27 protein-coding genes and 1 riboswitch are annotated in these 25,181 nt (G+C 45.6%); of the genes, 12 read left to right on the top strand and 15 right to left on the bottom strand.

Annotation, left to right across the window (positions count from 1 at the left end):
- The first annotated feature begins 155 nt into the window (after positions 1-155).
- Positions 156-1,343 carry a GAF and HD-GYP domain-containing protein gene (locus tag AC58QM_RS08950; protein WP_497283164.1) on the top strand — a complete coding sequence of 396 codons (1,188 nt, stop codon included), beginning with the start codon at positions 156-158 and terminating at the stop codon, positions 1,341-1,343.
- A gap of 57 nt (positions 1,344-1,400) precedes the next feature.
- Here the strand turns inward: AC58QM_RS08950 and AC58QM_RS08955 are convergent, their stop codons facing one another.
- Positions 1,401-2,027 (bottom strand): fumarylacetoacetate hydrolase family protein, encoded by a 627-nt coding sequence (locus AC58QM_RS08955; protein ID WP_497283166.1) that lies wholly within the window; start codon positions 2,025-2,027, stop codon positions 1,401-1,403.
- 16 nt (positions 2,028-2,043) lie between these two features.
- Complete coding sequence (locus AC58QM_RS08960) at positions 2,044-3,324, bottom strand: CapA family protein (RefSeq protein ID WP_497283168.1); 1,281 nt, start codon at positions 3,322-3,324, stop codon at positions 2,044-2,046.
- A 137-nt stretch (positions 3,325-3,461) separates the two neighbouring features.
- Here AC58QM_RS08960 and AC58QM_RS08965 point away from each other — a divergent pair, with 137 nt between their 5' ends.
- A complete protein-coding gene (locus AC58QM_RS08965) occupies positions 3,462-4,295 on the top strand; it encodes a metallophosphoesterase family protein (RefSeq protein WP_497283629.1) in 834 nt (277 codons plus the stop codon).
- A gap of 396 nt (positions 4,296-4,691) precedes the next feature.
- On the opposite strand, the gene AC58QM_RS08970 is transcribed toward AC58QM_RS08965, so the two are convergent.
- Positions 4,692-5,327 carry an O-methyltransferase gene (locus AC58QM_RS08970; RefSeq protein WP_497283170.1) on the bottom strand — a complete coding sequence of 212 codons (636 nt, stop codon included), beginning with the start codon at positions 5,325-5,327 and terminating at the stop codon, positions 4,692-4,694.
- A 136-nt stretch (positions 5,328-5,463) separates the two neighbouring features.
- Between AC58QM_RS08970 and AC58QM_RS08975 the strand changes: the two genes are divergently transcribed.
- The gene (locus AC58QM_RS08975) at positions 5,464-6,612 is read left to right on the top strand and encodes a THUMP domain-containing class I SAM-dependent RNA methyltransferase (RefSeq protein ID WP_497283172.1); all 1,149 of its coding nucleotides are present in this window, start codon (positions 5,464-5,466) and stop codon (positions 6,610-6,612) included.
- 226 nt (positions 6,613-6,838) lie between these two features.
- On the opposite strand, the gene gloA2 is transcribed toward AC58QM_RS08975, so the two are convergent.
- The 4 genes from gloA2 to AC58QM_RS08995 form a co-directional block, all read right to left on the bottom strand.
- Positions 6,839-7,234, bottom strand: coding sequence for an SMU1112c/YaeR family gloxylase I-like metalloprotein (gene gloA2 / locus AC58QM_RS08980; protein ID WP_497283174.1), 396 nt, complete (start codon positions 7,232-7,234; stop codon positions 6,839-6,841).
- A 71-nt stretch (positions 7,235-7,305) separates the two neighbouring features.
- Positions 7,306-8,220 (bottom strand): exopolyphosphatase, encoded by a 915-nt coding sequence (locus AC58QM_RS08985; protein ID WP_497283175.1) that lies wholly within the window; start codon positions 8,218-8,220, stop codon positions 7,306-7,308.
- Positions 8,221-8,368: 148 nt separating this feature from the next.
- Positions 8,369-8,674 (bottom strand): hypothetical protein, encoded by a 306-nt coding sequence (locus tag AC58QM_RS08990; protein ID WP_497283177.1) that lies wholly within the window; start codon positions 8,672-8,674, stop codon positions 8,369-8,371.
- Between the two features lie 119 nt (positions 8,675-8,793).
- Positions 8,794-8,887, bottom strand: a riboswitch (cyclic di-GMP riboswitch).
- 115 nt (positions 8,888-9,002) lie between these two features.
- Positions 9,003-10,226 carry an MDR family MFS transporter gene (locus tag AC58QM_RS08995; RefSeq protein WP_497283179.1) on the bottom strand — a complete coding sequence of 408 codons (1,224 nt, stop codon included), beginning with the start codon at positions 10,224-10,226 and terminating at the stop codon, positions 9,003-9,005.
- A 192-nt stretch (positions 10,227-10,418) separates the two neighbouring features.
- Between AC58QM_RS08995 and AC58QM_RS09000 the strand changes: the two genes are divergently transcribed.
- Entirely contained in the window at positions 10,419-11,309 is an 891-nt protein-coding gene (locus AC58QM_RS09000) for a TIGR01777 family oxidoreductase (protein WP_497283181.1), read from the top strand.
- Between the two features lie 70 nt (positions 11,310-11,379).
- Positions 11,380-11,874: a glutathione peroxidase gene (locus AC58QM_RS09005; RefSeq protein WP_497283182.1), complete on the top strand. Its 495-nt coding sequence runs from the start codon at positions 11,380-11,382 to the stop codon at positions 11,872-11,874.
- Positions 11,875-11,930: 56 nt separating this feature from the next.
- On the opposite strand, the gene AC58QM_RS09010 is transcribed toward AC58QM_RS09005, so the two are convergent.
- Together AC58QM_RS09010 and AC58QM_RS09015 are read right to left on the bottom strand one after the other, a co-directional pair.
- Entirely contained in the window at positions 11,931-12,152 is a 222-nt protein-coding gene (locus AC58QM_RS09010; RefSeq protein WP_028556521.1) for a YuzB family protein, read from the bottom strand.
- Entirely contained in the window at positions 12,152-12,454 is a 303-nt protein-coding gene (locus tag AC58QM_RS09015; RefSeq protein ID WP_497283184.1) for an iron-sulfur cluster assembly accessory protein, read from the bottom strand. Before AC58QM_RS09015 ends, AC58QM_RS09010 begins: the two co-directional genes overlap by 1 nt.
- Before the next feature lie 214 nt (positions 12,455-12,668).
- On the opposite strand from AC58QM_RS09015, the gene AC58QM_RS09020 reads away from it, so the two are divergent.
- The 3 genes from AC58QM_RS09020 to ytvI are packed head-to-tail and all read left to right on the top strand — an operon-like array spanning position 12,669 to position 14,942.
- Entirely contained in the window at positions 12,669-13,028 is a 360-nt protein-coding gene (locus AC58QM_RS09020; protein ID WP_310222395.1) for a winged helix-turn-helix transcriptional regulator, read from the top strand.
- Between the two features lie 36 nt (positions 13,029-13,064).
- Entirely contained in the window at positions 13,065-13,811 is a 747-nt protein-coding gene (gene map, locus AC58QM_RS09025; protein ID WP_310222393.1) for a type I methionyl aminopeptidase, read from the top strand.
- A gap of 18 nt (positions 13,812-13,829) precedes the next feature.
- Positions 13,830-14,942, top strand: a complete 1,113-nt coding sequence (gene ytvI / locus AC58QM_RS09030; RefSeq protein WP_497283186.1) for a sporulation integral membrane protein YtvI — start codon at positions 13,830-13,832, stop codon at positions 14,940-14,942.
- Between the two features lie 395 nt (positions 14,943-15,337).
- Here ytvI and AC58QM_RS09035 read toward each other — a convergent pair whose 3' ends face one another.
- Positions 15,338-16,117 (bottom strand): AraC family transcriptional regulator, encoded by a 780-nt coding sequence (locus AC58QM_RS09035; protein ID WP_497283188.1) that lies wholly within the window; start codon positions 16,115-16,117, stop codon positions 15,338-15,340.
- A 122-nt stretch (positions 16,118-16,239) separates the two neighbouring features.
- On the opposite strand from AC58QM_RS09035, the gene AC58QM_RS09040 reads away from it, so the two are divergent.
- Positions 16,240-18,486, top strand: coding sequence for an FAD-dependent oxidoreductase (locus tag AC58QM_RS09040; protein ID WP_497283190.1), 2,247 nt, complete (start codon positions 16,240-16,242; stop codon positions 18,484-18,486).
- A gap of 272 nt (positions 18,487-18,758) precedes the next feature.
- Positions 18,759-18,926, top strand: a complete 168-nt coding sequence (locus AC58QM_RS09045; protein WP_310222385.1) for a hypothetical protein — start codon at positions 18,759-18,761, stop codon at positions 18,924-18,926.
- 365 nt (positions 18,927-19,291) lie between these two features.
- On the opposite strand, the gene AC58QM_RS09050 is transcribed toward AC58QM_RS09045, so the two are convergent.
- The 5 genes from AC58QM_RS09050 to AC58QM_RS09070 all read right to left on the bottom strand — a co-directional run bounded on the left by AC58QM_RS09050 (position 19,292) and on the right by AC58QM_RS09070 (position 23,018).
- Positions 19,292-19,504 carry a hypothetical protein gene (locus tag AC58QM_RS09050; protein WP_497283192.1) on the bottom strand — a complete coding sequence of 71 codons (213 nt, stop codon included), beginning with the start codon at positions 19,502-19,504 and terminating at the stop codon, positions 19,292-19,294.
- 99 nt (positions 19,505-19,603) lie between these two features.
- A complete protein-coding gene (locus AC58QM_RS09055; protein WP_497283194.1) occupies positions 19,604-20,479 on the bottom strand; it encodes a M14 family metallopeptidase in 876 nt (291 codons plus the stop codon).
- A 127-nt stretch (positions 20,480-20,606) separates the two neighbouring features.
- Positions 20,607-21,416, bottom strand: a complete 810-nt coding sequence (gene racE, locus AC58QM_RS09060; protein WP_497283196.1) for a glutamate racemase — start codon at positions 21,414-21,416, stop codon at positions 20,607-20,609.
- A 113-nt stretch (positions 21,417-21,529) separates the two neighbouring features.
- Complete coding sequence (locus AC58QM_RS09065) at positions 21,530-22,540, bottom strand: polysaccharide deacetylase family protein (RefSeq protein ID WP_497283198.1); 1,011 nt, start codon at positions 22,538-22,540, stop codon at positions 21,530-21,532.
- An 88-nt stretch (positions 22,541-22,628) separates the two neighbouring features.
- Positions 22,629-23,018, bottom strand: a complete 390-nt coding sequence (locus AC58QM_RS09070) for a disulfide oxidoreductase (protein WP_497283200.1) — start codon at positions 23,016-23,018, stop codon at positions 22,629-22,631.
- Positions 23,019-23,257: 239 nt separating this feature from the next.
- Here AC58QM_RS09070 and AC58QM_RS09075 point away from each other — a divergent pair, with 239 nt between their 5' ends.
- Positions 23,258-23,920 (top strand): helix-turn-helix domain-containing protein, encoded by a 663-nt coding sequence (locus tag AC58QM_RS09075; protein ID WP_497283202.1) that lies wholly within the window; start codon positions 23,258-23,260, stop codon positions 23,918-23,920.
- Positions 23,921-24,037: 117 nt separating this feature from the next.
- Positions 24,038-25,165: a phosphodiester glycosidase family protein gene (locus tag AC58QM_RS09080; protein WP_497283204.1), complete on the top strand. Its 1,128-nt coding sequence runs from the start codon at positions 24,038-24,040 to the stop codon at positions 25,163-25,165.
- The last annotated feature ends 16 nt before the right edge of the window (positions 25,166-25,181 follow it).

Here is a 25,181-nt window from a genome sequence, read left to right on the forward strand (position 1 = left end):
ACATGATAATCTATATTGTATCATAGTTCACACAACTCTCTTTACTGTGGTAATTCGTATGATAAATTCGACAATTTTCATGATTTTCTGCAATTCTTAACCAATAACAGCCAAATCTATGATACTATGAGAGGGAAAAGCGTAAGGAGGCTGACATGGAGCAAGATCAAATCACTACCAATTCCCGATTTAAAAGAGACCTGGAGCCCGAGGAAATGCTGCGTGTCATTTTCGACTATGCTGCCAAAATTGCGAATGAACGTATACTTGATCATGTACTCATGCTAATGGCGGATATGGGCCGTGAGATGATTGTCTCCGATCGTTGTACCGTCTGGCTGTTAGATACACAGAACAATGAGCTTTGGTCCAAAGTTGCTCATGGTCTTGATGAAATTCGAATCCCAAGCACTGCTGGTCTAGTCGGTTATGCCGTAACGAATGATCAAGCTGTCTTCATCCATGATGCTTATACCAATGAGGAATATAAATCTTATTTGCAAAATGGTGCCCTCTTTACTGATCAGCAAACAGGTTATCGAACGAAGGCCCTCATGGTAATCCCCTTCCGGAATAGCAACGGTGAGATTATGGGTGCTTATCAAGCGATTAATAAACTGACTGTCAGTGAACAATTCTCCGACAAGGATATGGAGTATTTAACGTTGGCCTCTTCCTATGCAGGCAAATCCTTGGAATCTGCACTGCTTACGATGGAAATTGAAGAGACGCAGAAAGAAATTATTTTCCGAATGGGGGAAATTGGTGAAAGTCGTTCCAAGGAGACAGGCAATCACGTAAAGCGTGTTGCCGAGTATTCTTATTTGTTAGCCTTAGAGCTAGGCATGAGTCAGGAAGAGGCAGAACTACTCAAAATTGCGTCCCCCATGCACGATATTGGCAAAGTAGCGATTCCCGATGCCATTTTGAATAAGCCTGGTAAGTTGACTGAAGAAGAGTTCAAGCTTATGCAGAACCATACGCTCATTGGATACAACCTACTTCGAAATTCAACCCGTCATATTCTCAAAACGGCAGCTATCGTTGCTTATGAGCATCATGAGAAATGGAATGGACGCGGATACCCACGTGGTATACAAGGGACTGACATTCATATTTATGGACGTATAACGGCCATAGCCGACGTTTTCGATGCACTCGGCAGTGATCGTGTGTACAAAAAAGCCTGGGAGCTCGATCGCATCCTTCAGCTGTTTCAAGAAGAACGTGGCGAGCATTTTGATCCCGGTGTGGTTGATGCCTTTTTCAAGCAATTACCGGCCATTCTCCGCGTAAGAGAACAATACTCGGATACAGCCTTAGCCAATTCGATAGAATCCTAATACATAGAAAAAGGGCAGTCTCACGGGTCGATATGACCTTGAGACTGCCCTTTTAGATTATATACGAATACTAGAAGCTCCGAATTGTTCTTCTCCCCAGAGAAGCTCTAAACGGTCGCCATCCTTGACAGGACCTACGCCTTCTGGCGTCCCTGTGAAAATGATGTCCCCCGGACCCAATCCATAGTGCTTCGCAATGTAATCGATGATGGTTTGAAGATCAAAGATCATATTCGAGATGTTGCCGTCCTGAACTACCTGCTCATTCTGAAGGAGCTGGAAGTTCGACTTCGTCAACTCAGAAGCCCCTGGGAATGGACGGAAATCGGTAACTGGCGCCGACTTTAGAAACCCTTTGGCAGGCAGCCATGGTTGGCCCTTTTTCTTAATCACACTCTGAACATCACGGAGTGTAAAATCAATACCAAGCGCGTATTGATCTACGATCTCCTCAACTTTAATTCCTACCGTATAAGGTTTAGCAATATGTACAACCAGTTCAGCCTCATAATGAATCTCACCTTGATCATTAGGAAGTGTCAGCTCGCTGCCATCCATATGTACTAAGGCATGTGTAGGCTTCGTGAAAATCATCGGTTGATCAGGAACATCATTTCCAAGTTCTGCCGCATGTGCGCGGTAGTTACGTCCAACGCAATATATGTTTCGGACCGTTATTGTCATGGTAGTTGAACTCCTCTTATTTCTTAATCACATTTCCTTGGGCATCTACCCCAGCCCCAATAGAAATCTTGCTTAATCGTTGAAATAGCTTTTCCCCATCTTCCGTATTCATCGGAGTAGGCAATGCTAATTTGGTCAAAATGGGTACCAGATGAATATTGCAAGACTTATCCTTCGAGCAGGCAGCTTCCAAGATGACCGTTTCCCATGTTTTCGGCGTGTCATTTGTCGTAAAAATGAAGTTCCCTAAGCTATAGGCAATCCACTTTCCCTTATATTGCTCAAAGCCTTGCAGGACATGCGGATGTCCGCCAATGATAAGATCTGCCCCTGCATCAATGTAACGATGCGCGAGTTCTTTTTGGTTTTTGTCCGGATTGTCATCGCGTTCAACACCCCAGTGTGCCACAACAACGACCAGATCAGCGGATGCTTTCGCTTTTTCAATAGCTTCAACTGGCACCTTATAGCTATACGTTTCAGCAACACCTGGATGTCCAGGACCAGCTTTCCATGAAGCTTCAGGCACGACGCGGCTGAAACCAAAAACAGCAATTTTCATTCCATCTTTTTCCACAATCACGGGTTGATAAGCTTCTGTGTTATCCTTACCTGCACCCACACGTTTGATGCCTTGTTGATCCAGTGCCTTCATCGTATCTAGCAAACCTTCTGTTCCATAATCCATCACATGGTTATTCGCTAAATTAACAATATCCACACCTGCTTGTTTAAGCGGAGGCAACGCCTCGGGTGAAGAGCGATACACGTATTCCTTGCTTTGAACACTGCCTCTAGTCGTTATCGGTGATTCCAAATTTGCAATAGTAAAATCAGCTTTGGTTAAGTAGTCTTTTACATTCGTATACGGATAGTCAAAACCTTTTTGCTTCAAAATATCTTCCACTTTGGAGGCCATGATCACATCACCCACAAACGTTAACTTCACTTGTGAGCCTGTTCCTACCGGTTGTACAGCGGGTGCGTTCGTACTAGTAGGTGTTGAAGATGGGGTAACGACAGCAGAAGCTTTGGGACTCGCTGTAGCAGACGAACTGCCACTCGACGTGGAGGACGATGGTTTGGGAGAAATAACCGCCATCGGTGTTGATACCGTTCCGTCTTCTTCCCCATTATTGGAAGTGGAGGTCAAATAGGAAGCCCCGATTCCAACGGCGAAACAAGCAATCGCTGCAACTGTGAAGCCACCCAAAACTTTAAGCGAAGGCTTTTTGCTTGGGTTTGAATCTTTTTTCGATTTACCGTGACGTTCTTGTCTGGATTCCAATGAAAACATTCCCCTTTCCCCCTACAAATTATAACAGATGTCGACATCGTTGGGTAATAGGGTGACTCACATTTTCAGATTGTCTGCCTTGTGTTATAACAGAAGCATAACTATTCATGGTTTTTGGAAGAAAGGGAACGAATGACATGGAAAGAATCGCTGTTATTTCTGATATTCATGGGAACCTGCCTGCTCTTGAGGCCGTACTTCACGATATCGAGCGCAGAGGCATCACACGTATTTTTTGCTTAGGCGACCTCGTTGGGAAAGGTCCTAACTCTGCCGAAGTCGTGGATCTCATTCAGCAAACCTGTGAAGCTGTCGTGCAAGGCAATTGGGATCTAGGCATTACGCTTCCGCAGGAGCTGCCGGCTGGCTTGTGGCAACAGCAGTCACTGGGTAATGAGCGACTCGCTTATTTGAAGCAGCTGCCCTATGCGATCCATGTGATCCTAAGCGGGAAGCACATACGATTGTTCCACGCATCCGCGCAAAGCGTCTTTCATCGTTTGAAGCGCGAAGCTTCTAAGAACGAGCGATTAGCGATGTTTGAACATACAGAGATGACTGGCTCCCTTGCAGGAGGGAAGATGCCGGATATTGTCGGTTATGGGGATATACATATCCCCTATATGTTGACGTTGAGTAATCCCTCAGAGAAGAGGGAGAGTGATGAGGAGCGAAGTGATACACGCAGTGGTGGCGACTCTGAGGTAAGTGCAAGTGATGGTGAACGCAGCGGGTTGCTGCTGTTCAACGTAGGGAGCGTCGGCGTCCCCTATGACGGCATACCTCAAGCGTGCTATTGCATCATCGAGGGGGAGGCTGATCCCACGGTTCAAGCAGGGTTTGGTATCCAATTCATACGTGTTCCTTATGATATCAAACGAGCTGTACAGATGGCATACGAGGTTCAGATGCCGGATAGTCGACGATATGAGTTGGAGATTACGACGGGTTTGGTCCATTTGGGAGTTTGATGAATAAGCTGAAGTTGATATACGCCTAAAAGATTTTACCTTTGGATGAAAACATATGGAAATTAATTCCACTACATGCTAATATAGGGGTATGATGGAAAGTGAGGCATGGTAATGAATGCAGCTAAACTGGCGTAGAATCATCCTTGTTATCGTTTGTGCGGAGTGTCTGTTCATTTACTGGAACAGCCTTAGTACAATGAGCTTTAAAAAACAACAAACGACCCAACTCGGCCCTACTAATCAGCCGAAGGCACCATTAACACACATTCCACAACAAATCCCAAACAACCCAAGGATCGAATCCGATTTACATACGAAGGAAAAAGCCTCCTAACAACCCAAAAAAAGCGACAGACTGCCATGGCAGCCGATCGCTTATTTTTGTCATCTCAGCTATTTCACCCGAGCTAAGGCTAAGCCGTCATACGCTGGAAGAATTGTGCTTTCGAGCCTTTCATCTGTTGCAATCCGTTGATTAAACGTTCGCATCGCTTGAACTGATGCCTTCGTTTGCTTTTCATCAACGACTTTGCCACGCATGAGTGTGTTATCGCCTGCAATAATTGCACCAGGATTCGCCAGCTTGATCGCGAGCTCCAAATAGTTCGGATAATTCACTTTGTCCGCATCAATAAAGAAGAAATCAAAGCGTTCCCCCTGCTCCAGCAATTCGTTCAAGTGAGTGAGGGCTTCGCCAATTCGGTACTCTACGAATTCACCGAGTCCTGCGTCTGTCACGTTGCGCTTCGCCACATCGGCGAAATCCTGTTTGAGCTCGAGTGAAATGAGCTTACCGCCCTCTTTTAACCCACGTGCCAAACAGATTCCGCTGTACCCGCCTAATGCCCCTATTTCTAACACCCGCTTCGCACCGATCATCGTTACCATCATCGTTAATAGTCTGCCATATCCTGGCGCGATTGAGATCTCAGGCATATTGTGAGCAACAATGACTTCTTTCACCTTGGTTAGAACGGCATCTTCCTCGTATAAACCTTCCATATAGCTTTCAGCTGTGATGGTTTCCATGTATTTGTCCTCCTAAATTCGCATCATTCGCATGATCTTTCCGATACGCGTTTGTAAGTGTAACCTATTTGTCCTATACTTGTTAATTGTATGAGTTTTCTGAGCGTTGTACAACCCGGATGGAAGGACTATACCTATGCCACAAAAAATTGAACTAATCGCCACTTGCCCGATGGGACTTGAGGCAATCGTCGCCCGCGAAATCCGTGATCTCGGCTACGAGGAATTGACCGTCGAGAATGGACGTGTCCGTTTCTTTGGTGACGAATTAGCGATCTGCCGCACCAATCTCTGGCTGCGTACCGCAGATCGTGTCCTCGTACTTATGGGGCAATTCAAAGCAACTACCTTCGATGAACTATTCGAAGGCACCAAAGCTCTCGCTTGGCCAGATTGGATTCCGAACGATGCCGAATTCCCTGTAGAGGGTCGTTCCCATAAGTCACAGCTGTCCAGCGTTCCTGCTTGCCAAGGGATCGCCAAGAAAGCTGTCGTCGAGAAAATGAAGCTTCGCTACGGGACCGAGTGGTTCCCCGAGAACGGGGCACGCTACGTGATCGAAGTCGCGCTTTTGAACGATATCGCGACACTCACAATTGACACGACCGGACCTAGCTTGCACAAGCGCGGCTATCGCAAGCTCGTGACCGAAGCGCCGTTAAAGGAAACGATGGCGGCAGCTATGATCTTGCTGAGCCGTTGGAGCGTAGAGCGGCCGCTCTACGACCCGTTCTGCGGGTCGGGCACGATCCCGATCGAGGCCGCGATGATCGGCTGGAACATTGCGCCAGGCCTGCGGCGCAGCTTCCCTAGTGAATCTTGGGGGAATATTCCCCGCAAGCTGTGGGACAAAGCCCGCGACGAAGCCTTCGACGCGGTAAAAGACAACGTGCCGCTCCACATCGTCGGCAGCGATATTGATCCTGCTGCCATCGAAGTGGCAGAGGCGGCCGCCAAGGCAGCTGGACTGACGAAGCAGTTCCAGCTGAAGGTTGAGCCTATCGCCAAAGCGCGCCCGCGCGGCGATTATGGCTGCTTGATCACCAACCCGCCGTACGGCGAGCGGCTTGGTGAAGCACCGGATGTCGAGCTGGCGCTGCGCGAGCTCGGTGCATTAACGCGACCGATGCCATCGTGGAGCATGTTCATCTTAAGCCCAAGTACACAACTTGAGCATTATATGAACCGCCGCGCCGATAAAAAGCGCAAGCTGTTCAACGGACGGATCGAATGTAATTTGTTCCAGTATCTTGGACCCTTTCCTCCTCGTAGATCGGATAGATAGCACTGCATAATGAAACAGAGGCAGCTAAGACTTAGCATTGAAGTCTTAGCTGCCTCTGTTTTGCGTTGCGTACAGCGCTGAATGAAGTATAACGCCTTCGATACGCTGACTATTATAGTGATGCTACTGCAAGTGAGAAGTCCCACGCCAAGCTAACAGACATAGGCTGTCCGTTAGGTTTGGTGTTCAGGCTTACTCCCGCTGCCCCGTCCTCTCCCATCATCCACTACTCCACAAACTCCACCAACTCCAAAGGCAGCCCATCCGGATCGGCGAAAAATGTGTACCGATTCCCCGTGATTGGATCCACGCGAACAGGCTCAACTAGGATCCCTTTCGCTTCGAGTTCTTGCACACTGAGCTCCATATTCGTAACAACAAAAGCCAAATGCCGCAAGCCCCGCGCTTCTGGTTGGTTCACACGCAACGGTGGATTCGGAAACGAGAACAATTCAATTTCTTGCTCTGTTTGCCCAATACGCAAATCTAATTTATACGAGTCTCTTTCAGCGCGATACGTTTCCTGAATGATCGTGAGACCCAATATGTTCACATAAAAATGTTTGGATTGTTCGTAATTCGAACAGATAATGGCAACGTGATGTATTTGTTTAAAATCCATTGTGACCCTACCTCTCTACATAGAAAAACCGCATGCTGGGCTGCACCCATCCTGCGGCTTGTTCACTTATTTTACCCTGCGGCTTGCATGGTTTCAACAATTTTATGTAGTACTTCATTCGCTTCCGCATAGGCTACTTGGCAAGTACCTGCAGCGTGATGTCCGCCACCGCCATTTTGAAGCATCAACTCACCAATATTCGTTTGCGCTGTGCGATTAACAATACTGTGACCACACGCGAATACACAGTTTTGTTTGTTTCGGCCATCTACGATCCAAATAGATGTGTTTTGCTCTGGATAGAGCGCATAAACCATAAAACGATTGCCTGGATAGATCGTCTCGACATCACGAAGGTCCGTAATAATCACATTGCCTTCTACCCGTGTGTATGTCTGCAGCATGTCCCTATACAAAGCATCCAACTCATGATAACGAGATACACGTTCCTTAACATCTGGCAGCTCCATAATTTCGCTTATGGTTTTCGTGGCACAATGAGCAACAAGATCCTCCATTAACTGATAATTGCTGATCCGATAATCCCGATAACGTCCAAGTCCTGTACGAGCATCCATAATAAAAGAAAGTAAATCCCAACCGCTCGGGTTCAAAATATCTTCTTTGCTGAACTGAGCAGAGTCTGCCTTGTCCACACCTTGCATAATATCGTCAATATCTCCGAAAGTTTCTTTGCCACCATAGTAATCATAGACTACCCGCGCAGCGCTTGGCGCGATCCGCGTTTCGCCTTTAAACGTTACGGATTCACCTAACCGTGTCAGCTCACTTGTATGATGATCAAACCATAATCCGCAGCCTGGGACATACGGCACATTGGCCAAAATATCCTGCTCATTCACTTCAATAAGACCGTCCTGCATATCTTTGGGATGGACGAACTTCATTTCATCCACCATGTTTAATTGTTTGAAGAGCATCGCGCATACTAAACCATCGAAATCGGAACGTGTGATCAATCTCATGCCATGCATCCCCTTTTGAGATAGTTCTTAAGAACTACGAATTATGATGATCATATTATATCAGCTAGTGTCGATATGTGACAATGAGAAAATCACTTGCCATCCTCATGTCTTCATTTTGAAATGAACAAAAAAAAGAACGATTCACCTAGATAGGTTGAACCGCTCTCAATTTGGAGGACAGGCATTGAAATAGTCTAGTTAAAAAACCTTCGATTTGAGCCATTGGGGGCATTTTCACTGACAGCTTAACTTCGCCTTTCCAGTAGAAAATGAGAATGCTATTGTTTCTTCCATGAAACATTTCGACATCCCAACAAGCTTCGTTCAAGGCATATTCTTCTCGGTTAATCATGAGTTTAGGTCCATCCGTGGATGGCACCAAACGTGCAACATGGTTACCGCATAATGATGTTACTTTTTGTTCCTCCTGCAATTGCTCTTCCGATTTCATGCCGCTAGGGCCTCCTTTGTTCAACTTGTTCCATTGGTTTTCATTTGCTTCGCTATGACAGAGAAAAAACCCCACCGTAGTGAACCGACTAGAGGGGTTCTAATGTGAATTCCCAATCGTTCGGCGGCTGGCTGGCTGCTTGTCCTTTTCAGGAGAAGTAAAGCCCCTGTAGCTTTGCGTCGCTGGCTTTCGCCAGCTTTGCCTTTATCGAGATGACGTACAGAAACTAATTAGATGAAGCGATAACACGAGACATCCTATACTCTCAAGGATAAGGGATGACGATTTGAATTCGAATAGTTCGGAGGAACTATTTTTACGAAATCCATCAAAATGTTTGCATTTTCGACGATATTTTTACCGAATTATGACGTTTTGTGCCTTTCCAATAGAAAATGGACCCCAGCAAAGATAAAATTGCGATTGCAAGGAAGAGCGTTTGACCTCCATAGGACACCAGTAAGAAACCGCCAATCCATGGCCCCATAAAATGACCGAGGTTCGTTAACGTTTGAGCACCGTAGTAAGTTCCACGCATATTTTCCGGCGCAAGCTTATCGATTAACATGTTCGCTGCTGGATAATTTAGAATTTCACCGAATGTGAAAATAGCCATTGAAATAATGAGCCAAATGAGTGTGTGTGAGAAAGCAAAACCGACATCCCCTAAAGCGAACATCAGATTCCCTACGACAATCGCTGTTAATGGCGAATACTTCTCCGCCCATTTCCCAAGCGGTATCTGCATAACAATAACGACAATGGCATTGGCGCTCATGAGAATCGCAAACATTTTGACACCATCAGCAAAATCCCTCTGCAGGTACTGCGACAACGTGACCATAACTTGAGAGTAGCCAATTGCCCCAATAATGCCCCCGACAATGTACAGACGGAAGGTCACATCCTTACGAATGACTCCCCATGCAGAACTGAAAGTCACAATCGCTTTCTTCTCGCCTTCAATTTTCTTAATGCCGAACTTGATAAGTAGAGCGTACAATGTGATGCCATAAATTAAATAGATAATACCCGTTAGCAAGAAAGGCAAAGCACCATTCATTGTTGCAAAGAAGGCTCCCAGTAATGGACCTACTGCCACACCGATGTTAATGGCCATGTACCGAAGTGAAAATACCTGCCGCCTCTTGGATAGCTCTGTAAGATCTGCCATTAAGGCTTGCGACACAGGCTCATAGAACGAGCGGCAAAGACCATTTAACATATTAAGCAGCATAAATAGGACTGGTAATTTCACGACGCCGAACCCCAGGAATACGACTCCCCAACCAAAGAGTGCCGCGAGCATGATCACCCGTCGTCCAAAACGGTCAGACAAAGTGCCACCGACAAACCCGCCGAATGTACCAGCTAAAGCGCCCATACCAATGACAATTCCAATGAGCCCTGGGCTCATATCTGAATGCTTGGCCAAATAAATGGCTAGGAAAGGTAAACTCATGGAGGACGCAGCCCGAGCCATGACCGTACCTAAGAGTAGCGTATGTACGATAGGATGATAGGATTGCAGAAAATAACGTATACGATTCATAGACGATGACTCCTCTCGCTGACACACGAATTACCCAAGGGTTAATTAATTGACGCCGAATTTCAATTATACACGAAAAGCGCAGATTGTGTCGTAATTTCGAACTGGGAACTTCCGCTTTTTTAATGCATCTTCACACAGATGGTATTTATTGGGTGTAGGTTTTATAATGGCGATATGGAGGTGCTAGCAATGAAAATAGCGATTACAGGTGGCAGCGGTTTTATTGGAAAACGATTAATGACATACTGGTTGGGACAAGGTCACGAACTTATTAATATATCACGCTCATCATCGAAACAGATTCCTGGTGTCAGAACGATAACATGGCAGGAGTTAGACAAAAATACGAGCCTTCTTCATGGACTCGATGCCATTGTCAATTTGGCTGGAGAATCCATCAGTCAACGTTGGACAGCCGCAGCTAAGACTCGGATTGTTCAGTCTCGTTTGGAAGCTGCAGCACATGTAGCTAAGCTAGTCGCCAATATGAACCCAAAGCCTAAGGTCGTAGTGAACGCATCCGGTATGTCTTATTACGGCATTTCGGAGACGGCTACCTTTGACGAGCGAAGTCCTCATCGACGTACAGATTTCTTATCTGATGTCGTCAAGCAATGGGAGGCTGCCGCTGATCTTATTCAAGGAACACGCCTCGTGAAGGTTCGGGTTGGACTTGTTTTGGATAATAAGGAAGGTGCTTTCCCAAAAATGGTTCTCCCATACAAGATGGGCGTCGGAGGTACTGTCGGGAGTGGCAGGCAATGGGTATCGTGGATTCACATTGAAGATATGGTTCGACTGATCGATTTCTGTATTCGGAATACGTCGATAGAAGGTCCCGTAAATGCTACAACTGCACAACCTGTTACCAATAAAGATTTCGGACGCGAGATTGCGAAAGCTATGCGAAGACCGAATCTGTTTCCAGTTCCGGCTTTCCTGATGAAGTTGATTTTCGGTGAACTTTCTGTGTTGCTCTTGGAAGGTCAGAAGGTGATTCCGCGGGTATTGCAGGAGAATGGATTCGAATGGCGTTTTCCAGAGGTATCAGGAGCGCTAAAAGATCTGGTAAAAAAATAGCTTTTCATTCGAATTAAAATTGTGTACAATTAATTTGTGTGAAATACTAGTAACGGAAGGTTGTGACCTAATGAGCGTACACCAATTTCAAGTGAAGACGATCCGCGGTGAAGAAAAATCCCTCTCAACGTATAAGAATCAAGTCCTGCTCATTGTAAATACAGCAACGAAATGCGGATTTGCACCTCAATTCAAAGGGCTTCAAGAACTCCATGACACCTACAAAGACCAAGGCTTCAGCGTTCTAGGGTTCCCCTGTAACCAATTCAAGGATCAGGAGCCTGGTGATGATGCACAGGTTGAGCAGGCTTGTCAGATTAATTTCGGAGTTAATTTCCCCCTTTTCTCCAAAATTGAGGTCAATGGTGCGGGAACTCATCCGCTATACCGTTATCTGAAAAGCAAAGCATCGGGTCTATTCGGCTCGGGTATCAAATGGAATTTCACTAAATTCCTCGTGGATCAGGATGGCCATGTAATCAAACGCTTTTCCCCAACAACGACGCCGCGCAAAATCGAAAAGCAAATTCAGAAACTCCTTGAGAAGTCCCCTGTTCATGCGTAAACTGCTCTAAGAGATATAAAAAAAGCATCCTGTCCAATTGGACGGATGCTTTTTGGTTATTTGACGTATTTCTTTGCTTTCTCGATGGCTTCGTCTTCCGTTGCGCCTGTAATGTAGCGGCCATTAATAAAGATAAATGCGAACCGTGAACATGGACCGCAATACGACTTACACGCAACCTTGACTTCTGTATCCGGTGCAATCGCACTTATTTTGGCAAGCGCTGATTTCACCTTCATGTGTTTGCATTTATCACAAATGCGAATATCATTCCGCATTAGTGATCTCCGTGGTTCCCCTTGCTTGGGTTCGTAATCATGAAACCTTCTTCTGGTGTGTAGAAGTAGTCAATACGAATACCGTCTAGAAGCGGTTCTGTTTGATCCAGCAAAACATCAATGCCTTTATCCGTGTTTACTACAACATCATTTGCTGTTTTATCATCAAGACCCAAACCATAGTGAGCATGATCACCATGCTTATGCGTCACTTGTACACGAACCAACAAATCTTTGTTTTCTTCTTTATTAAGCTCCAATTGAAGTACCTTTGCTGCATTACGAGAAATTTTGACTTTCATATGTACACATCTCCTGAAACAATAAATTTTAACTCTATTGTAAAGAATCTAGAGCATGAAATCAACCTTGTCCTATTCTGCCCTTCTATTGCCAAATTTCATAAGGAACTTTAAAATACATAGTAGTATGAGTATTCATCCCTTATTACAAAATGTTAACTTACTAACCTTAACGTAAGTAACCGACACGACTTTGATGAAAGGAAGCGATCTCATGTCAACGCTAGAAAATGAAAAAGTCGCCTCAACTAGCAATTATATCCCTAAAATCCCTAAAGAAATCGAATGTTCCGTCGAACGAACACTAGAAGTTATTGGCGGGAAATGGGCATTTCTTGTGCTTCGAGAATTGTTTTGCGGCACGAAGCGTTTTGGAGAGCTGCAGCGTCAAATTACGGGCATCAGTCCCAAATCCCTCACGGATATTTTGCGCCACCTTGAAGAACATGGGGTTCTGGAGCGTATGGCGTTCCCTACGGTTCCTGTTACTGTCGAGTACACGTTGACACCAAAAGGGCAGGATCTGCATCAAATTATTAAAGAGATGAAGCTTTGGTCAGCAAAATGGACATAATGAACAATTAGGGACTACGAAGAGGAGAGGAACTTGATGATTACAATTAAATCAAAAGAACAAATAGAAGCCATGGGGAAAGCAGGCCGCATCCTGGCTGATTGCCATAAAGAAATCGCGAAAATGATTCGACCAGGGATTACTTCTTGGGAAATCGATCAATTCGTTGAAGGCTTTCTAGCCAAACATGGTGCAACTCCTGAGCAGAAAGGCTATCATGGCTATCCGTATGCAACCTGTGCATCCGTGAATGATGTTATTTGTCATGGCTTTCCGAAGAAAGAACCATTAAATGATGGCGACATCGTGACGATAGATATGGTAGTGCGCATTGATGGCTGGTTAGCTGATTCCGCTTGGTCCTACGCCGTCGGTAATATTTCCCCAGTTGCTGAAAAATTACTTCAAGTTACGAAGGAATCCCTCTACAAAGGGATTGAAAAAGCCGTGGTAGGTAACCGCATTGGGGATGTTTCTCACGCTATTCAAGTCTATGCGGAGTCACAAGGCTTCTCCGTTGTTAGAGATTTCATCGGTCACGGTATTGGTTCCGAGATGCACGAAGAACCTCAAGTGCCTCACTATGGACCTGCTGGCAAAGGGCCGCGCATTAAGGAAGGCATGGTTTTCACCATCGAACCGATGCTTAATGTGGGTAAATTTCATTCCAAAGTAGACCAAGATGGATGGACAGCTAGAACGTACGACGGCAGCTTATCTGCACAGTACGAGCATACGATTGCGATTACAAGCAATGGACCGATTATTCTAACTGAACAATAATGATCTGGAGGAACAGGGATGCTGTCTTTTTACAAGAAATATTGGCGAACGGTATTTGACATTGGGCTCATCGCATTAACCGTCTACTTATTCATGCTACTATTCAGTTATTTGTACGCCATCGCCACGCCAATTTTTCTGGCTTTAATCATTTTCATGATGATCGAGCCGCTTGCTCGTTTCTTGAACCGTAAAGGGATGAGCAAATCGTTAGCTTCCGCGATATCAACCTTGGTGTTCGTCCTTATCATTCTAGGGGCATTAGCAGGGGCTGTCGTCATTTTCACCAGTCAGATCATGAGTCTTGTAGATAAAATCGATGACTACGCAGCGATTTTTAATGACCAGATCATCCATCGGATTGCTGAACTAAACGATCGCTTCCAAGCCATGCCTGATGATGTGACGGGCAAAGCCAAAGATTATGCAGGGCAATTTGCAGGAAAAGCGTCCACCTTCCTTGTTGCCTTTTTATCCGGATTGGTTGCTTCCCTGACTTCCTTCTCCACGTTCATGTTCAATTTCATCGTCGGCATCATTCTCGCATACTTCTTAAGCATCGAAATTGAATCTTGGAAACGGATTGCCAATGAACAAACACCAAATACCTTTAAATCCGCCTTCTTTTTTCTAAAAGAGAACGTAGTTAAAGGAATTGTTTCTTATGTAAAAGCACAAGCGAAGCTTATCACATTGACTTTTATCGTTGTTTTCATTGCTTTGCTTGTGCTCAATGTGAATAATGCCTTCTCTATCGCGCTGCTTTCCGCGGTATTCGATGTCTTGCCCTTGCTCGGTGTATCAACCTTGTTCATACCTTGGATAATCTATCTATTTATCGTCGGGAATACCACATTAGCCATTTGGCTTAGCGCCTTGCTTCTTGTCGTTATTCTCGTTAGACAGATTATGGAGCCCAAAATCACAGGGGAATCCTTAGGCGTATCCGCATTTACAACCTTAGCCTTCATGATTGTATCGCTATCCCTCTTCGGTGTGGCTGGCGTTATTCTCTCGCCCGTACTTATCATTCTGATTAAGGCCTTACATACGCAAGGATATTTACAGCGTTGGATTCGCAAGCCTGAGAACGAATACACAGAAGGAAAACTGCCGTATACCGGAAATTAAAAGAAGAGGCTGATCCAAAAGTCAATTTGACTTTTGGATCAGCCTCTTCTTTTGTTGATGACCTTGGTGTATCGAACCGGCTTCCTCTACTTCCCGCGATCTAACTGGATTTTCTCCATCTATTTGAAGCGGATTTCTCGAATCCGAAAGATTAACTGTATTTCCTGAAGTTAAATTCCTTCGATTTGCTCGTTTCTTCAAATATTATAAAAAATAGATGTATTTTTTCCATGTAATCATGAAATCAGGTCAGATTCGAGCAAATTAGATGTAGTTTATACATCTAAACACGAATTGCCAGTCACCGCCATGCGTTCGCAAGCCAGAAACCAACCGCAAACCAACCACTTTCCAACACCCAAAGCCAGTAAGTGCCAATCCGTCAACCGCACAATCTACACCCGATGCATGCTGCGATACAAGGAGGGTGCTTTGCCGATTTTTTGTGTAAATACACGGCTCAAGTAGAAGCCATTTTCATACCCACATTGGGTAGCAATCATGTCCATGGTGAATGTCGTATTTTCTAAAAGATGTTTCGCACGCGTAAGGCGCAAATCGTTAATAAATTCGGTCGGTGTTTGGCCAAATGCTTTTCGAAATCTACGGGTAAATTGAACAGGCGTCAGTCCCAAAGAAGTGGCTAACTCCAACATGGACAGATTTCCAAATGCATGATCCGTCAGAAAGCTCCGCGCTTCGTCCATCTGTTCATCCATGATGGTGGCTGGAGGACTCTCCTCGATCAGCTTGTCCATATGCACCATTCGCATGAGATCATTCACAAGGTACAGCTTGTGCGCTGTGCTCTCTTCATCCCAGCCTTGTAACGTTCGCAAGTAGCGATAACTGGATGTCAGGCGCGGTAGATCTTGTACGGACAGCTTTCCCTTCCAGGCCGCTTCATGTTCCATCTGGGGCTCCCCTATAAACTGTAAAAAATGAAAAGTCAGCGGCTCCAATGTTTTTCTACGAAACACAGTACGAGGTGGACAAAGCACAAGATCGCCTAGTCTAGCCTCCCCCTGCTCCGCACGAATTTCATAGAAGAAGCTCCCCTCCTCCACCGCAAACAATGTCCAGCAAGGGTAGTCATCACGCTCAAACATAAACTCTTTTTTCTGATGCCAGTACACATGAGATAAGAGTTTCAAGGCTGGATCGCGATAGGCCATATCACACTCTCCAATCAAGTGAAATAAAGTATATGCCAATTGTAACTCACTGTATGTTAAAAGGATATCACCTATTTTACAATGAAAGCATGGATATTCTAAATACTAGTGAGGTGCTCATAATGAAGCATGAAATCGTTACATCTGATATCACAGTCGTTGGCGGTGGCTTGGCAGGCGTTTGTGCAGCAGTTGCTGCAGCACGATTAGGTCAAACTGTTTCTCTGGTTCAAAATCGTCCGGTGCTTGGCGGTAATGCTAGCAGCGAAGTACGTGTATGGGTATGTGGCGCCACTTCACATGGTGTCCACCGCAATGCTCGCGAAACTGGCATCATGGGTGAACTTTTTGTAGAAAACCAATATCGCAATATCGATGGCAACCCTTACATCTGGGATTTAATTGTCCTTGAGAAAGTGAAAGCGGAGCCAAATATTACTTTATTCTTAAATACAGATGTGCACGAGGTCGATGCCTCAGGTGACGATAATAATCGTACCATTCAAGCAGTCACAGGTTGGATGATGGGTTCTGAACGCAGAATTCGTTTCGAGAGTCGTGTGTTTCTCGATTGTACAGGAGACGGTCTCGTTGGTTTCCTAGCTGGCGCTAAATTCCGTATTGGCCGCGAAGCTCAACATGAATTTAACGAGGAGTGGGCACCTCTTGTCCCGGATGATATCACACTTGGAAGCACGCTTCTCTTCTACACCAAAGATGCTGGCCGTCCAGTCAAATATATAGCACCAAGCTTCGCAAAAGATATTACACAAACGTCGATTCCCATGAAGCGAGTCATTCGCAGCGGCGATAATGGGTGCGCTTACTGGTGGATTGAATGGGGCGGAGAACACGATACCGTTCATGATAATGAGCGTATTCGCGATGAGCTCTCCTCGGTTATCTATGGCATCTGGAATTACATCAAAAACTCCGGGAAATTTGACAGCGAGAATTTAACGCTAGAATGGATTGGTTCGATTCCAGGTAAAAGGGAATACCGCCGTTTCGTCGGTGATTATGTTCTCAATCAAAATGATGTGATTGCGCAGGAGCAGTTCGAGGACCGCGTTGCCTTCGGAGGCTGGTCGATTGATTTGCATCCACCGCAAGGCATGTATTCGACGGAAAGCGGCTCCAAACATATGCATATGGATGGTTCCTATCATATCCCGTTCCGTTCCCTTTATTCGAGCAATGTGTCGAATATGCTCATGGCTGGACGCAATATTAGCGCGTCCCACGTCGCTTTCGGGACAACACGTGTCATGGCGACATGTGCTGTCATTGGCGAAGCTGCGGGCACAGGTGCAGCCCTGTGCGCGGAAAAAGGTATTTCGCCGCGTGAGTTGCACGGCGAGCACCTGAACGAGCTGCAGCAGACGCTGCTGCGGCAAGATGCGTCAATTCTCGGCGTAGTGAATAACGACGAGGCTGATCTTGTTCGCAGCGCGACGCTCACAGCCTCCAGCACGCTGACAGAGCTGGCTTTGGAGCAATCGGCTGGTGTTTATCCATTGGAGACTCCTGTGGGGCTTCTAGTGCCTGTAGATCCGTTTATTAATGGCATCGAGCTATTACTTGATGCGACTGCTGCAACAGAACTTACTGTCGAACTATGGGACACAGGGAAGCCGCAGAATTATGTCCCTCATGCGCTCATAGCGTCCGTTGTGGTGCCAGTAGCTGAGGGAACTAAGCAGTGGGTTACGGCTGCATTAAACTGGGAGCCTGCACACGCTCAGAACGCGTTCATCGTACTTAAGAGCAACCCTGCTCTGGCGGTGCATCTATCTGATCGTCCGCAATCTGGCGTTCTATCCTTCAAGAACAATGCCGTTACGACAAGTACTGCTGACTTCGGGGATATGCAACCTGATCAACCGGTCATCGACTGGAGTCCGAAAAACTTCAACCGGAAACCTTTCTGTTTCCGACTTCTCGCACCAACTTCCGCTTATGCGGCTAGCAAAGCAGCTGACGGCCACAAACGGCCTTACGGTAGTCCGCATCTGTGGTCTTCCGCTGGAGGCAACGGTGCTGAGGAATGGCTTGAAGCTAGCTGGACTGAGACGCATAGCATTGGGGAAGTGCACGTAACGTTCAATGATGACGTGAATGAGGATTTAATTAATTTGCATCATCATCGTACCGAATTCGAAATTATCCCTGAATTAGTTAAAGATTACACGATCCAAGCTTGGGATGGAGAATCATGGACGACTGTTGCTGAACAAACGAACAATCACACTCGTCACCATGTTCACCAGTTAAAAGAAGCGGTCTCAACGAATCGTCTACGAGTTGTCGTAGCATCAACGAATGGTAGTGAGCGTGCAGAAATCATGGAATTGCGTTGCTACCGTTAGAATATCAGTACGCGTGTTAAACAAGGACCGGTATGACCACTGCTTATAGTGGTTCATATCCGGTCCTTTTTGTGTTGCATCAGGCAGAAAAAATGTTGCTGCATTTGGGCAAATTGAGGCTATTGCGCAAGTGAATTTACTCGGACAAGCACCTCCTAAATATTTGAAAATAGGCACGAATTGCTCTTGCTTAACCTAACATGATGTGTTATATTAAAAGTGCGTAGAATCAAGGTTTCCGCTTTTAAAAGCTGACATAGGAGTGATGAAAAATGTTACAAATTCCGCATGGCGAAGAAATTATTCGTGTTGAAATGACAGTCAAGGAAGCGCTTGCACTCACTGGCACCAAATTTGCCCTGAACCAAAAAGTAGAAACAGATGCAATCAAAAAGCTTAAACAATCCATTGCAGATAAACTACTCACACCTAACCATTAATCCATACTTAGTGGCCTCGCGAGATAACTCGCGGGGCTTTTTATTTTTGGCGGAGGGGTGGCGCAGACTTTGGGCCCTTTTGGGGTCTTAAAGTCTGCGGTTTCCGCTGGCGAGCGCGGCGAGCCTGACTTTTAGGCCCTTTCTGGGCCTTAAATGCTGCGGTTTCCGCTGGCCAGCGCGGCGAGCCTGACTTTTAGGCCCTTTCTGGGCCTTAAATGCTGCGGTTTCCGCTGGCGAGCGCGGTGAGCCTGACTTTAAGGCCCTTTCTGGGCCTTAAATGCTGCGGTTTCCGCTGGCGAGCGCGGCGGGCGAGACTTCCCCCATCACAAAAAAATCCGCCCCCTCTACTCCAGGGCGGATCCTGCTTAATTGATTTTCCTACGCGTTAAAATGCACGGCACACCTCTGCCAATAGCACCAGGTTGTGACATCATTTCTAAGTAACGCATGCCTCTAGCGCAAGGTGTTTTGCACACCGAACACGTAGCCGATTCAACCATCCTCATCGTGTACTGAGCACGAGATGAGAGGTCCTTTTTCTTCTTAACAACCTTACCTTTACCTTTAGGTGGTGCCATGTTCACGCCTCCCCTACAGCTTCCTTCCTTCAGTATATGAAGTCTGGGCTGATCGGTTCGTGGCGAGAGCGCACAAGTTGACCTAACTTGTCTCAGTCCTTATAACTCTAACGCTGTCAAAAGAATAGGAACGACTTCCTCATAAAGTAATGCGAACGTTTCAACTGGCAATGGATTAACACCGAACCCAACCTCGACAGTGAAACCGGGGCGCCGATATTGCTGGATGAACCAATCCTTATACCCTGCATCGCTGCCTGTCAGCTTAACAGCCTCATACTGGCTAGCCAAAGCCAAACGTTCCGCAAGAGCTTCCGACTCGGCAGGTTCATAGTCACGGTAATTCCAATAAATCTCTCTGCCCTGTGTATGTAAAGCAATCACAAGCTCAAAGTCATGGCACTCCGTAAAATGAGCTAATGCGGCCGCTTCAGGTTCTGATAATGGCGCTTCTCCCCCATAGTCTCGTTCGCCAGGCCCATCGTGTTCTCTTCTCAGTTTTTCTTCCTCCCAATGAGCAGGGAATTGATCGTTGAGATCCACGCCACGTATATTCGACTTCCAATTCAAGAACGACAAGGACCCTTGGTTCCATGCCAGCAATGCTTCTCGATGCGGATGCTCCTCAGGCAATCCATATAGCACAAGATCAACACCATCTGGATTGACCATCGGTACGACCCACAAAGAATACTCCGACAAAATACGTCTCACATTGCGGCCCTGCCATGCTGTCCCTCTTGCATAGGCGCAGGCAAGGTCTTCAACAAATTGCATCAGCAAAGGGGCCGTTATCCATTCATTCGCGTGCATAGCGGCATTGAAATGAATTTCCTTCGAACCGTGTCCGATACGAAGCGCAGGAATATCCCTGCCCATCACACTTTGGCCGATACACGCCATCTGTACAAAAGGATATATTTTGCCTAAACGATTCAGCTCCTCGTTCAATGTCTCATACCCGTAACCTAACACACGACCACCTCACAGCCTTCTACTACTTTCGTATGGCTATGCTTATGCCTCAGTTGCAGGAATCATGCGGCATCTCAGTTATGGGGAGCGAAATAAAAATAGACCCCAAGGGGTCTATTCGTGTTGCTCAAATAATAGTAGGCACCTGCCACACGACAGGCATGAACGGAATATATTCCTTGAGCCAGCTCTCTGCAATCTGCCGGAAAACGGGTGGCGCGCCACTGCAGAAAAACTGATGAATTGGCATTTCATAGGATTTTGATTGCATACCTCTCTGAGAAAGAATTGTACTTATATCTCTGGCCGTCTCTTCCGCAGAAGAAATTAAATTCACTTCAGGACCCATAACGCGAGAAATGGAATCCATAAGAAAAGGATAATGGGTACAGCCAAGAATTAAGCAATCGATCGGCTTTCCTTTCAAAGGGTTCAGGGATTGCTCCACGATTGTATGCGCACTTTCCGTACTAAAAAGACCTCTTTCAACAAATGGAGCGAGTAACGGACACGCCTCACTATAGACATGAATATCAGGTGAAATCTGCTTCAATGCCGTTTCATATGCTTGACTACGTATCGTCCCATCTGTGCCAATAACACCAACCATTCCGCTTCGTGTCATTTTGATCGCTGCTCTTGCTCCTGGGGAAATGACTCCTACGACAGGAATCGAGACACGCGCACGTATGTCTTCTATCGCGACCGCGGTCGCCGTATTACAGGCAATCACAATCATTTTGGGATTAAATTGAAGTAAGTAGTCTACGATTTGACGAGTAAAATGTCGAACTTCAATAGCAGGTCGGGGACCGTAAGGGCTCCTGGCCGTATCTCCAAAATATATGACTTTTTCATGCGGCAGCTGTCTCATGACTTCTTTTACAACAGTTAATCCTCCGACTCCGGAGTCCAGTACGGCTATCGCTTGCTGCACACATATCCGCTTCCTTTGCCGGTTGATAAATTTATAGGAACCACACGGTTAGGATATGTGCGGCCAAGCTTAAAGGTACCAAGAGTACTACACAGATTTAGACCAAATCTTCCTTACTTTTTAGGCTGAAGCTCCGTCACCAGGCCGAATTCGTAGCCTCGCTTTTTAATTTCTTTACAAATGCGATCAAGCGCCTGCATGTTCTCAATGGACCCCTGATGCATCAAAATCACATTCCCATCATGCAAGTTATTCATAATATCGTTGTACGGATCCTCCGCGCCATTCGCTCTAGGTTCCCAATCTCTCATTGCCGTAGACCAGAAAACAGAGGTATAGCCCATATCCGAAACCAAGCTTAAATTATGTGGATTGTAGTGACCGTAAGGGAAGCGGAAGTAGTTGCCGACCTCTTTGCCGGTTATTTGCTTATAGACAACTTCAAAATCCTTAATTTCCTTACGAATCTGATCATCCGTCAATTCATTAAAATCCGTATGTGTCATCGTGTGATTAGCAACATAATGACCGTCTGCGACAATTCTTTTCAAATAGTCTGGATTCTTCTTAATGTTGTTTCCTGTAATAAAGAAATTAGCTTTGACATTGTTCTCTTTGAGCGACTTCAGCATGAGATCAACTTCAATTAAAGGGCCGCCTGCATCAATGGTCAGATAGACCTTTTTCCCTGTCCCCACCCAAACTGCCTTCTGGTCACTGCTAAATGATTTGGTTTCATGCGGGAAATCAGGAACTTGACCTGTTTTTTTCTTCATATAATACCAAGAATACGGCGTCCGATCCGTTGGCAAAGGTTTAGTTTTAGAAGGTTCTGTCGAAACTGCAACTTTTGGGGTAGCAGTTGGCGTCTGTATAGCTGGTGACGCACTCGGCGTCGCGCTTGGCACTGTCGTTATATGTGGTGTTGCCTTTGGTGTAGCAGTTGGTGAGGGCGCGGCAGCTTTTGTAGGAATTGGAGTTGGTGATATTGGAGAGGAGGTGGCAGGATTGGCTGTGGAAGCCGATTCATTGCCTACAGGAGCCGTTAGGCTTATATCTGCACAACCGACCAACGTAACGCTCAGTAAGATCAGCAGTGCAGCTTTATGGGTATGGTTTGTCATGAGTTACACCTCGATTAGAAATGGATTCTTCTACCATTCCTATTCGACAGTGATTGACAAATTACCTGCCTAACTTCAATTTCGGGGGTTATTTTGTAGCTCGATAGACTAGATATTGTAGAACAGTTATCAAGATGAAGGCGGTTCCTGCGAGCATCGGAATCGTAATAAAACCAAGCCAGTTTAAGTAATCGTTATCACAAGCAATTGGACCGCAGCCTGTCCCCGTTTCCTTGAAAACACCCATTTGTAATAAAACGTGATAGATGGAGATACAGGCTCCCCAAATTGTTAATGGCAGCACATAGATGGTTAACTTGTAATCTCTGCGAACTGCCGCGATACCCAAAATGATAACTAATGGATACATAAGAATACGCTGATACCAACATAGTTTACATGGAGCAAAATGCATAATTTCAGAGAAGTACAAGCTTCCTAGCGTCGCTACTAAGGCAACTAGCCATGATATATGCATTCCGTTATCTCTTATCCATTTTTTTGACATGACGAAATCGTCCCCTTTCTACTTCTCCTATTATAAAAAAATAGCAGAAAGAAGTCACGGGCTTGATTCTCTCGACCTACTAAATTCGCATATTGCTTACGAATCGTATAAGATATACGTTGCCAGTCGAGGTAATTAGCACCATTAAGTACTATAAATGTTTCTATTTAGCGCCAATTCATTTACAATTAACATATGGAGGGATTCCTATGATGAAACAATTTGAAGGATTCGGTAAATTTTTGGAAAGCCTGCGCGGGAAAATGTCCTTGCGTGAAGCCGCCAACAAAAGTGGCCTGTCCCATGCCTATATTCGCGATTTAGAATTAGAAAGAAACCGTTCAACGAATGAGAAGATCAAACCGTCCCCTGTCACTTTAAAGAAGCTGTCCGACGCATATAAGTTCTCATATACCGATCTTATGGAGAAAGCAGGATATCTTGAAAAAGAAGATCAAGAGACTCAAGCTACGCCATTGACTCTACCACTGCTAGACATTCTTTTCATAGAGATTGGTCCAACTGAAATGACGTATCATACACGAATCGGCAATCGCAGAATCCATATGCAGTCTCTACTCGATTTCAGTCTTTTTCTAGATCAGTTAGACGATCATGGGTTCAAGAAAATGGACACCGATCTTTTTGTTAATTTGTCTCACGTTAAGAAGTATGATGCCCAAGAGGGTAAACTTTATTTCGACCCGCTTGGCGTTAGTCTCAGTGTGACAATTGCGGTTTTACGTCAAAAGAAATATCACGAGCTTATTCTTCGCAGTGTTGCCCGTCATGCTGGTAACGAGATTGAATTTAACTATGAAAAGAGCCTGCTAAAAGAGTCTCTTCTCCAACCGCTCCAACGACAAAATTAAAAATTTACAAAAAAAGGAGAAAATTTTCAGGAAATCTGAAACTTATTCTCCTTTCTTTTCGTCTTATAAAGATGACAGTATGGCTTAATTAGTGTTAGAGAGGATAGATGCCTTACCATGGCTGTTCAACAAACAACCACCAGACAGGCCACCATGCAAGCCCGCGTAAAGCGCCAACGTTCAGCAGGAATGCGCTTTATGTTGTATGTGATTTTTAGTATTACAATTCTATCAACCTTAGGTTTAGGCTGGTTCTTCTTGACTTCCTCGGGTTCAAGTCTGCGTTTCATGATGGCCGACACCATCATCACGACACAACATCGGGATTGGGCCAAATATTTAATAGGCAGTGCCGAGTTACAAAAACGTGTAGCTGCGTATTCAAAAAGTTTTGACGAGATGGGTACAGAGAAGGATTTGGGACTTGTTGACATTGCTCCCCAGCCATCACATGTGCCTGTTGTTGCAGAAGTTCCTGTTAAGAAAGAGCTAGTAACGATTGAGAACATTTCCGGTCCCAATTTCAAAGGTAAGCTTGTTACCATCTCAGACCCCACCAAGCTTCGTATAGCCGTGCCAGCGAAAGCAGGCAAAGGGGAGAAGGTATCTTCCATGGTCAAACGTACCGGGGCGATCCTGGGCGTAAATGGCGGCGGATTTATTGACCCGAATTGGGAAGGTAATGGCTTTCAACCAGAAGGCGTCGTGATCTCCGGGGGCAAAATCTTTTACAATGACAAAGGGATGAACGGTTCCGTACAGATTGTTGGGATCGATAAGCAAGGCCGAATGATTTCTGGTAAATACAAAGTTTCTGAGCTGCTCGAAATGGGTGTTCAGGAAGCTGTATCCTTCAGTCCTCGATTCATTGTGAACGGTGTTGGCCAAATCAAAGGTCAAGCAGACGGTTGGGGCATAGCACCTCGCACCTGCATGGCGCAAACGAAGGATGGCTCGATACTTTTCGCTATTATCGATGGCAGACAAACACACAGTATTGGTGCAACACTCTATGATGTACAGGAAATTTTCTTAGCCCATGGCGCAATCACCGCGGCGAACCTAGATGGGGGCGCTTCAACCGTGCTTGTCCACAATAATGCTATTATCAATAAACCTTCCAGTGAATACGGAGAACGTTATCTCCCTACGGCATGGCTGCTCTTCGAACATCCTGAGACTGCCGATATTAAGAATGTATGGGAAGGTCTGGATATTACTAAAATCGATCCTTCCAAGTGGTAAAATAAATAAGCAGAGC

This window comes from Paenibacillus sp. J22P165 (assembly GCF_059692015.1).

Excerpts from the sequence above, each read along its gene's own strand:
- AC58QM_RS08950 (WP_497283164.1), top strand. The coding sequence starts at position 156 with ATGGAGCAAGATCAAATCACTACCAATTCCCGATTTAAAAGAGACCTG.
- AC58QM_RS08955 (WP_497283166.1), bottom strand. The coding sequence starts at position 2,027 with ATGACAATAACGGTCCGAAACATATATTGCGTTGGACGTAACTACCGC.
- AC58QM_RS08960 (WP_497283168.1), bottom strand. The coding sequence starts at position 3,324 with ATGTTTTCATTGGAATCCAGACAAGAACGTCACGGTAAATCGAAAAAA.
- AC58QM_RS08965 (WP_497283629.1), top strand. The coding sequence starts at position 3,462 with ATGGAAAGAATCGCTGTTATTTCTGATATTCATGGGAACCTGCCTGCT.
- AC58QM_RS08970 (WP_497283170.1), bottom strand. The coding sequence starts at position 5,327 with ATGGAAACCATCACAGCTGAAAGCTATATGGAAGGTTTATACGAGGAA.
- AC58QM_RS08975 (WP_497283172.1), top strand. The coding sequence starts at position 5,464 with ATGCCACAAAAAATTGAACTAATCGCCACTTGCCCGATGGGACTTGAG.
- gloA2 (WP_497283174.1), bottom strand. The coding sequence starts at position 7,234 with ATGGATTTTAAACAAATACATCACGTTGCCATTATCTGTTCGAATTAC.
- AC58QM_RS08985 (WP_497283175.1), bottom strand. The coding sequence starts at position 8,220 with ATGAGATTGATCACACGTTCCGATTTCGATGGTTTAGTATGCGCGATG.
- AC58QM_RS08990 (WP_497283177.1), bottom strand. The coding sequence starts at position 8,674 with ATGAAATCGGAAGAGCAATTGCAGGAGGAACAAAAAGTAACATCATTA.
- AC58QM_RS08995 (WP_497283179.1), bottom strand. The coding sequence starts at position 10,226 with ATGAATCGTATACGTTATTTTCTGCAATCCTATCATCCTATCGTACAT.
- AC58QM_RS09000 (WP_497283181.1), top strand. The coding sequence starts at position 10,419 with ATGAAAATAGCGATTACAGGTGGCAGCGGTTTTATTGGAAAACGATTA.
- AC58QM_RS09005 (WP_497283182.1), top strand. The coding sequence starts at position 11,380 with ATGAGCGTACACCAATTTCAAGTGAAGACGATCCGCGGTGAAGAAAAA.
- AC58QM_RS09010 (WP_028556521.1), bottom strand. The coding sequence starts at position 12,152 with ATGCGGAATGATATTCGCATTTGTGATAAATGCAAACACATGAAGGTG.
- AC58QM_RS09015 (WP_497283184.1), bottom strand. The coding sequence starts at position 12,454 with ATGAAAGTCAAAATTTCTCGTAATGCAGCAAAGGTACTTCAATTGGAG.
- AC58QM_RS09020 (WP_310222395.1), top strand. The coding sequence starts at position 12,669 with ATGTCAACGCTAGAAAATGAAAAAGTCGCCTCAACTAGCAATTATATC.
- map (WP_310222393.1), top strand. The coding sequence starts at position 13,065 with ATGATTACAATTAAATCAAAAGAACAAATAGAAGCCATGGGGAAAGCA.
- ytvI (WP_497283186.1), top strand. The coding sequence starts at position 13,830 with ATGCTGTCTTTTTACAAGAAATATTGGCGAACGGTATTTGACATTGGG.
- AC58QM_RS09035 (WP_497283188.1), bottom strand. The coding sequence starts at position 16,117 with ATGGCCTATCGCGATCCAGCCTTGAAACTCTTATCTCATGTGTACTGG.
- AC58QM_RS09040 (WP_497283190.1), top strand. The coding sequence starts at position 16,240 with ATGAAGCATGAAATCGTTACATCTGATATCACAGTCGTTGGCGGTGGC.
- AC58QM_RS09045 (WP_310222385.1), top strand. The coding sequence starts at position 18,759 with ATGTTACAAATTCCGCATGGCGAAGAAATTATTCGTGTTGAAATGACA.
- AC58QM_RS09050 (WP_497283192.1), bottom strand. The coding sequence starts at position 19,504 with ATGGCACCACCTAAAGGTAAAGGTAAGGTTGTTAAGAAGAAAAAGGAC.
- AC58QM_RS09065 (WP_497283198.1), bottom strand. The coding sequence starts at position 22,540 with ATGACAAACCATACCCATAAAGCTGCACTGCTGATCTTACTGAGCGTT.
- AC58QM_RS09070 (WP_497283200.1), bottom strand. The coding sequence starts at position 23,018 with ATGCATATATCATGGCTAGTTGCCTTAGTAGCGACGCTAGGAAGCTTG.
- AC58QM_RS09075 (WP_497283202.1), top strand. The coding sequence starts at position 23,258 with ATGATGAAACAATTTGAAGGATTCGGTAAATTTTTGGAAAGCCTGCGC.
- AC58QM_RS09080 (WP_497283204.1), top strand. The coding sequence starts at position 24,038 with ATGGCTGTTCAACAAACAACCACCAGACAGGCCACCATGCAAGCCCGC.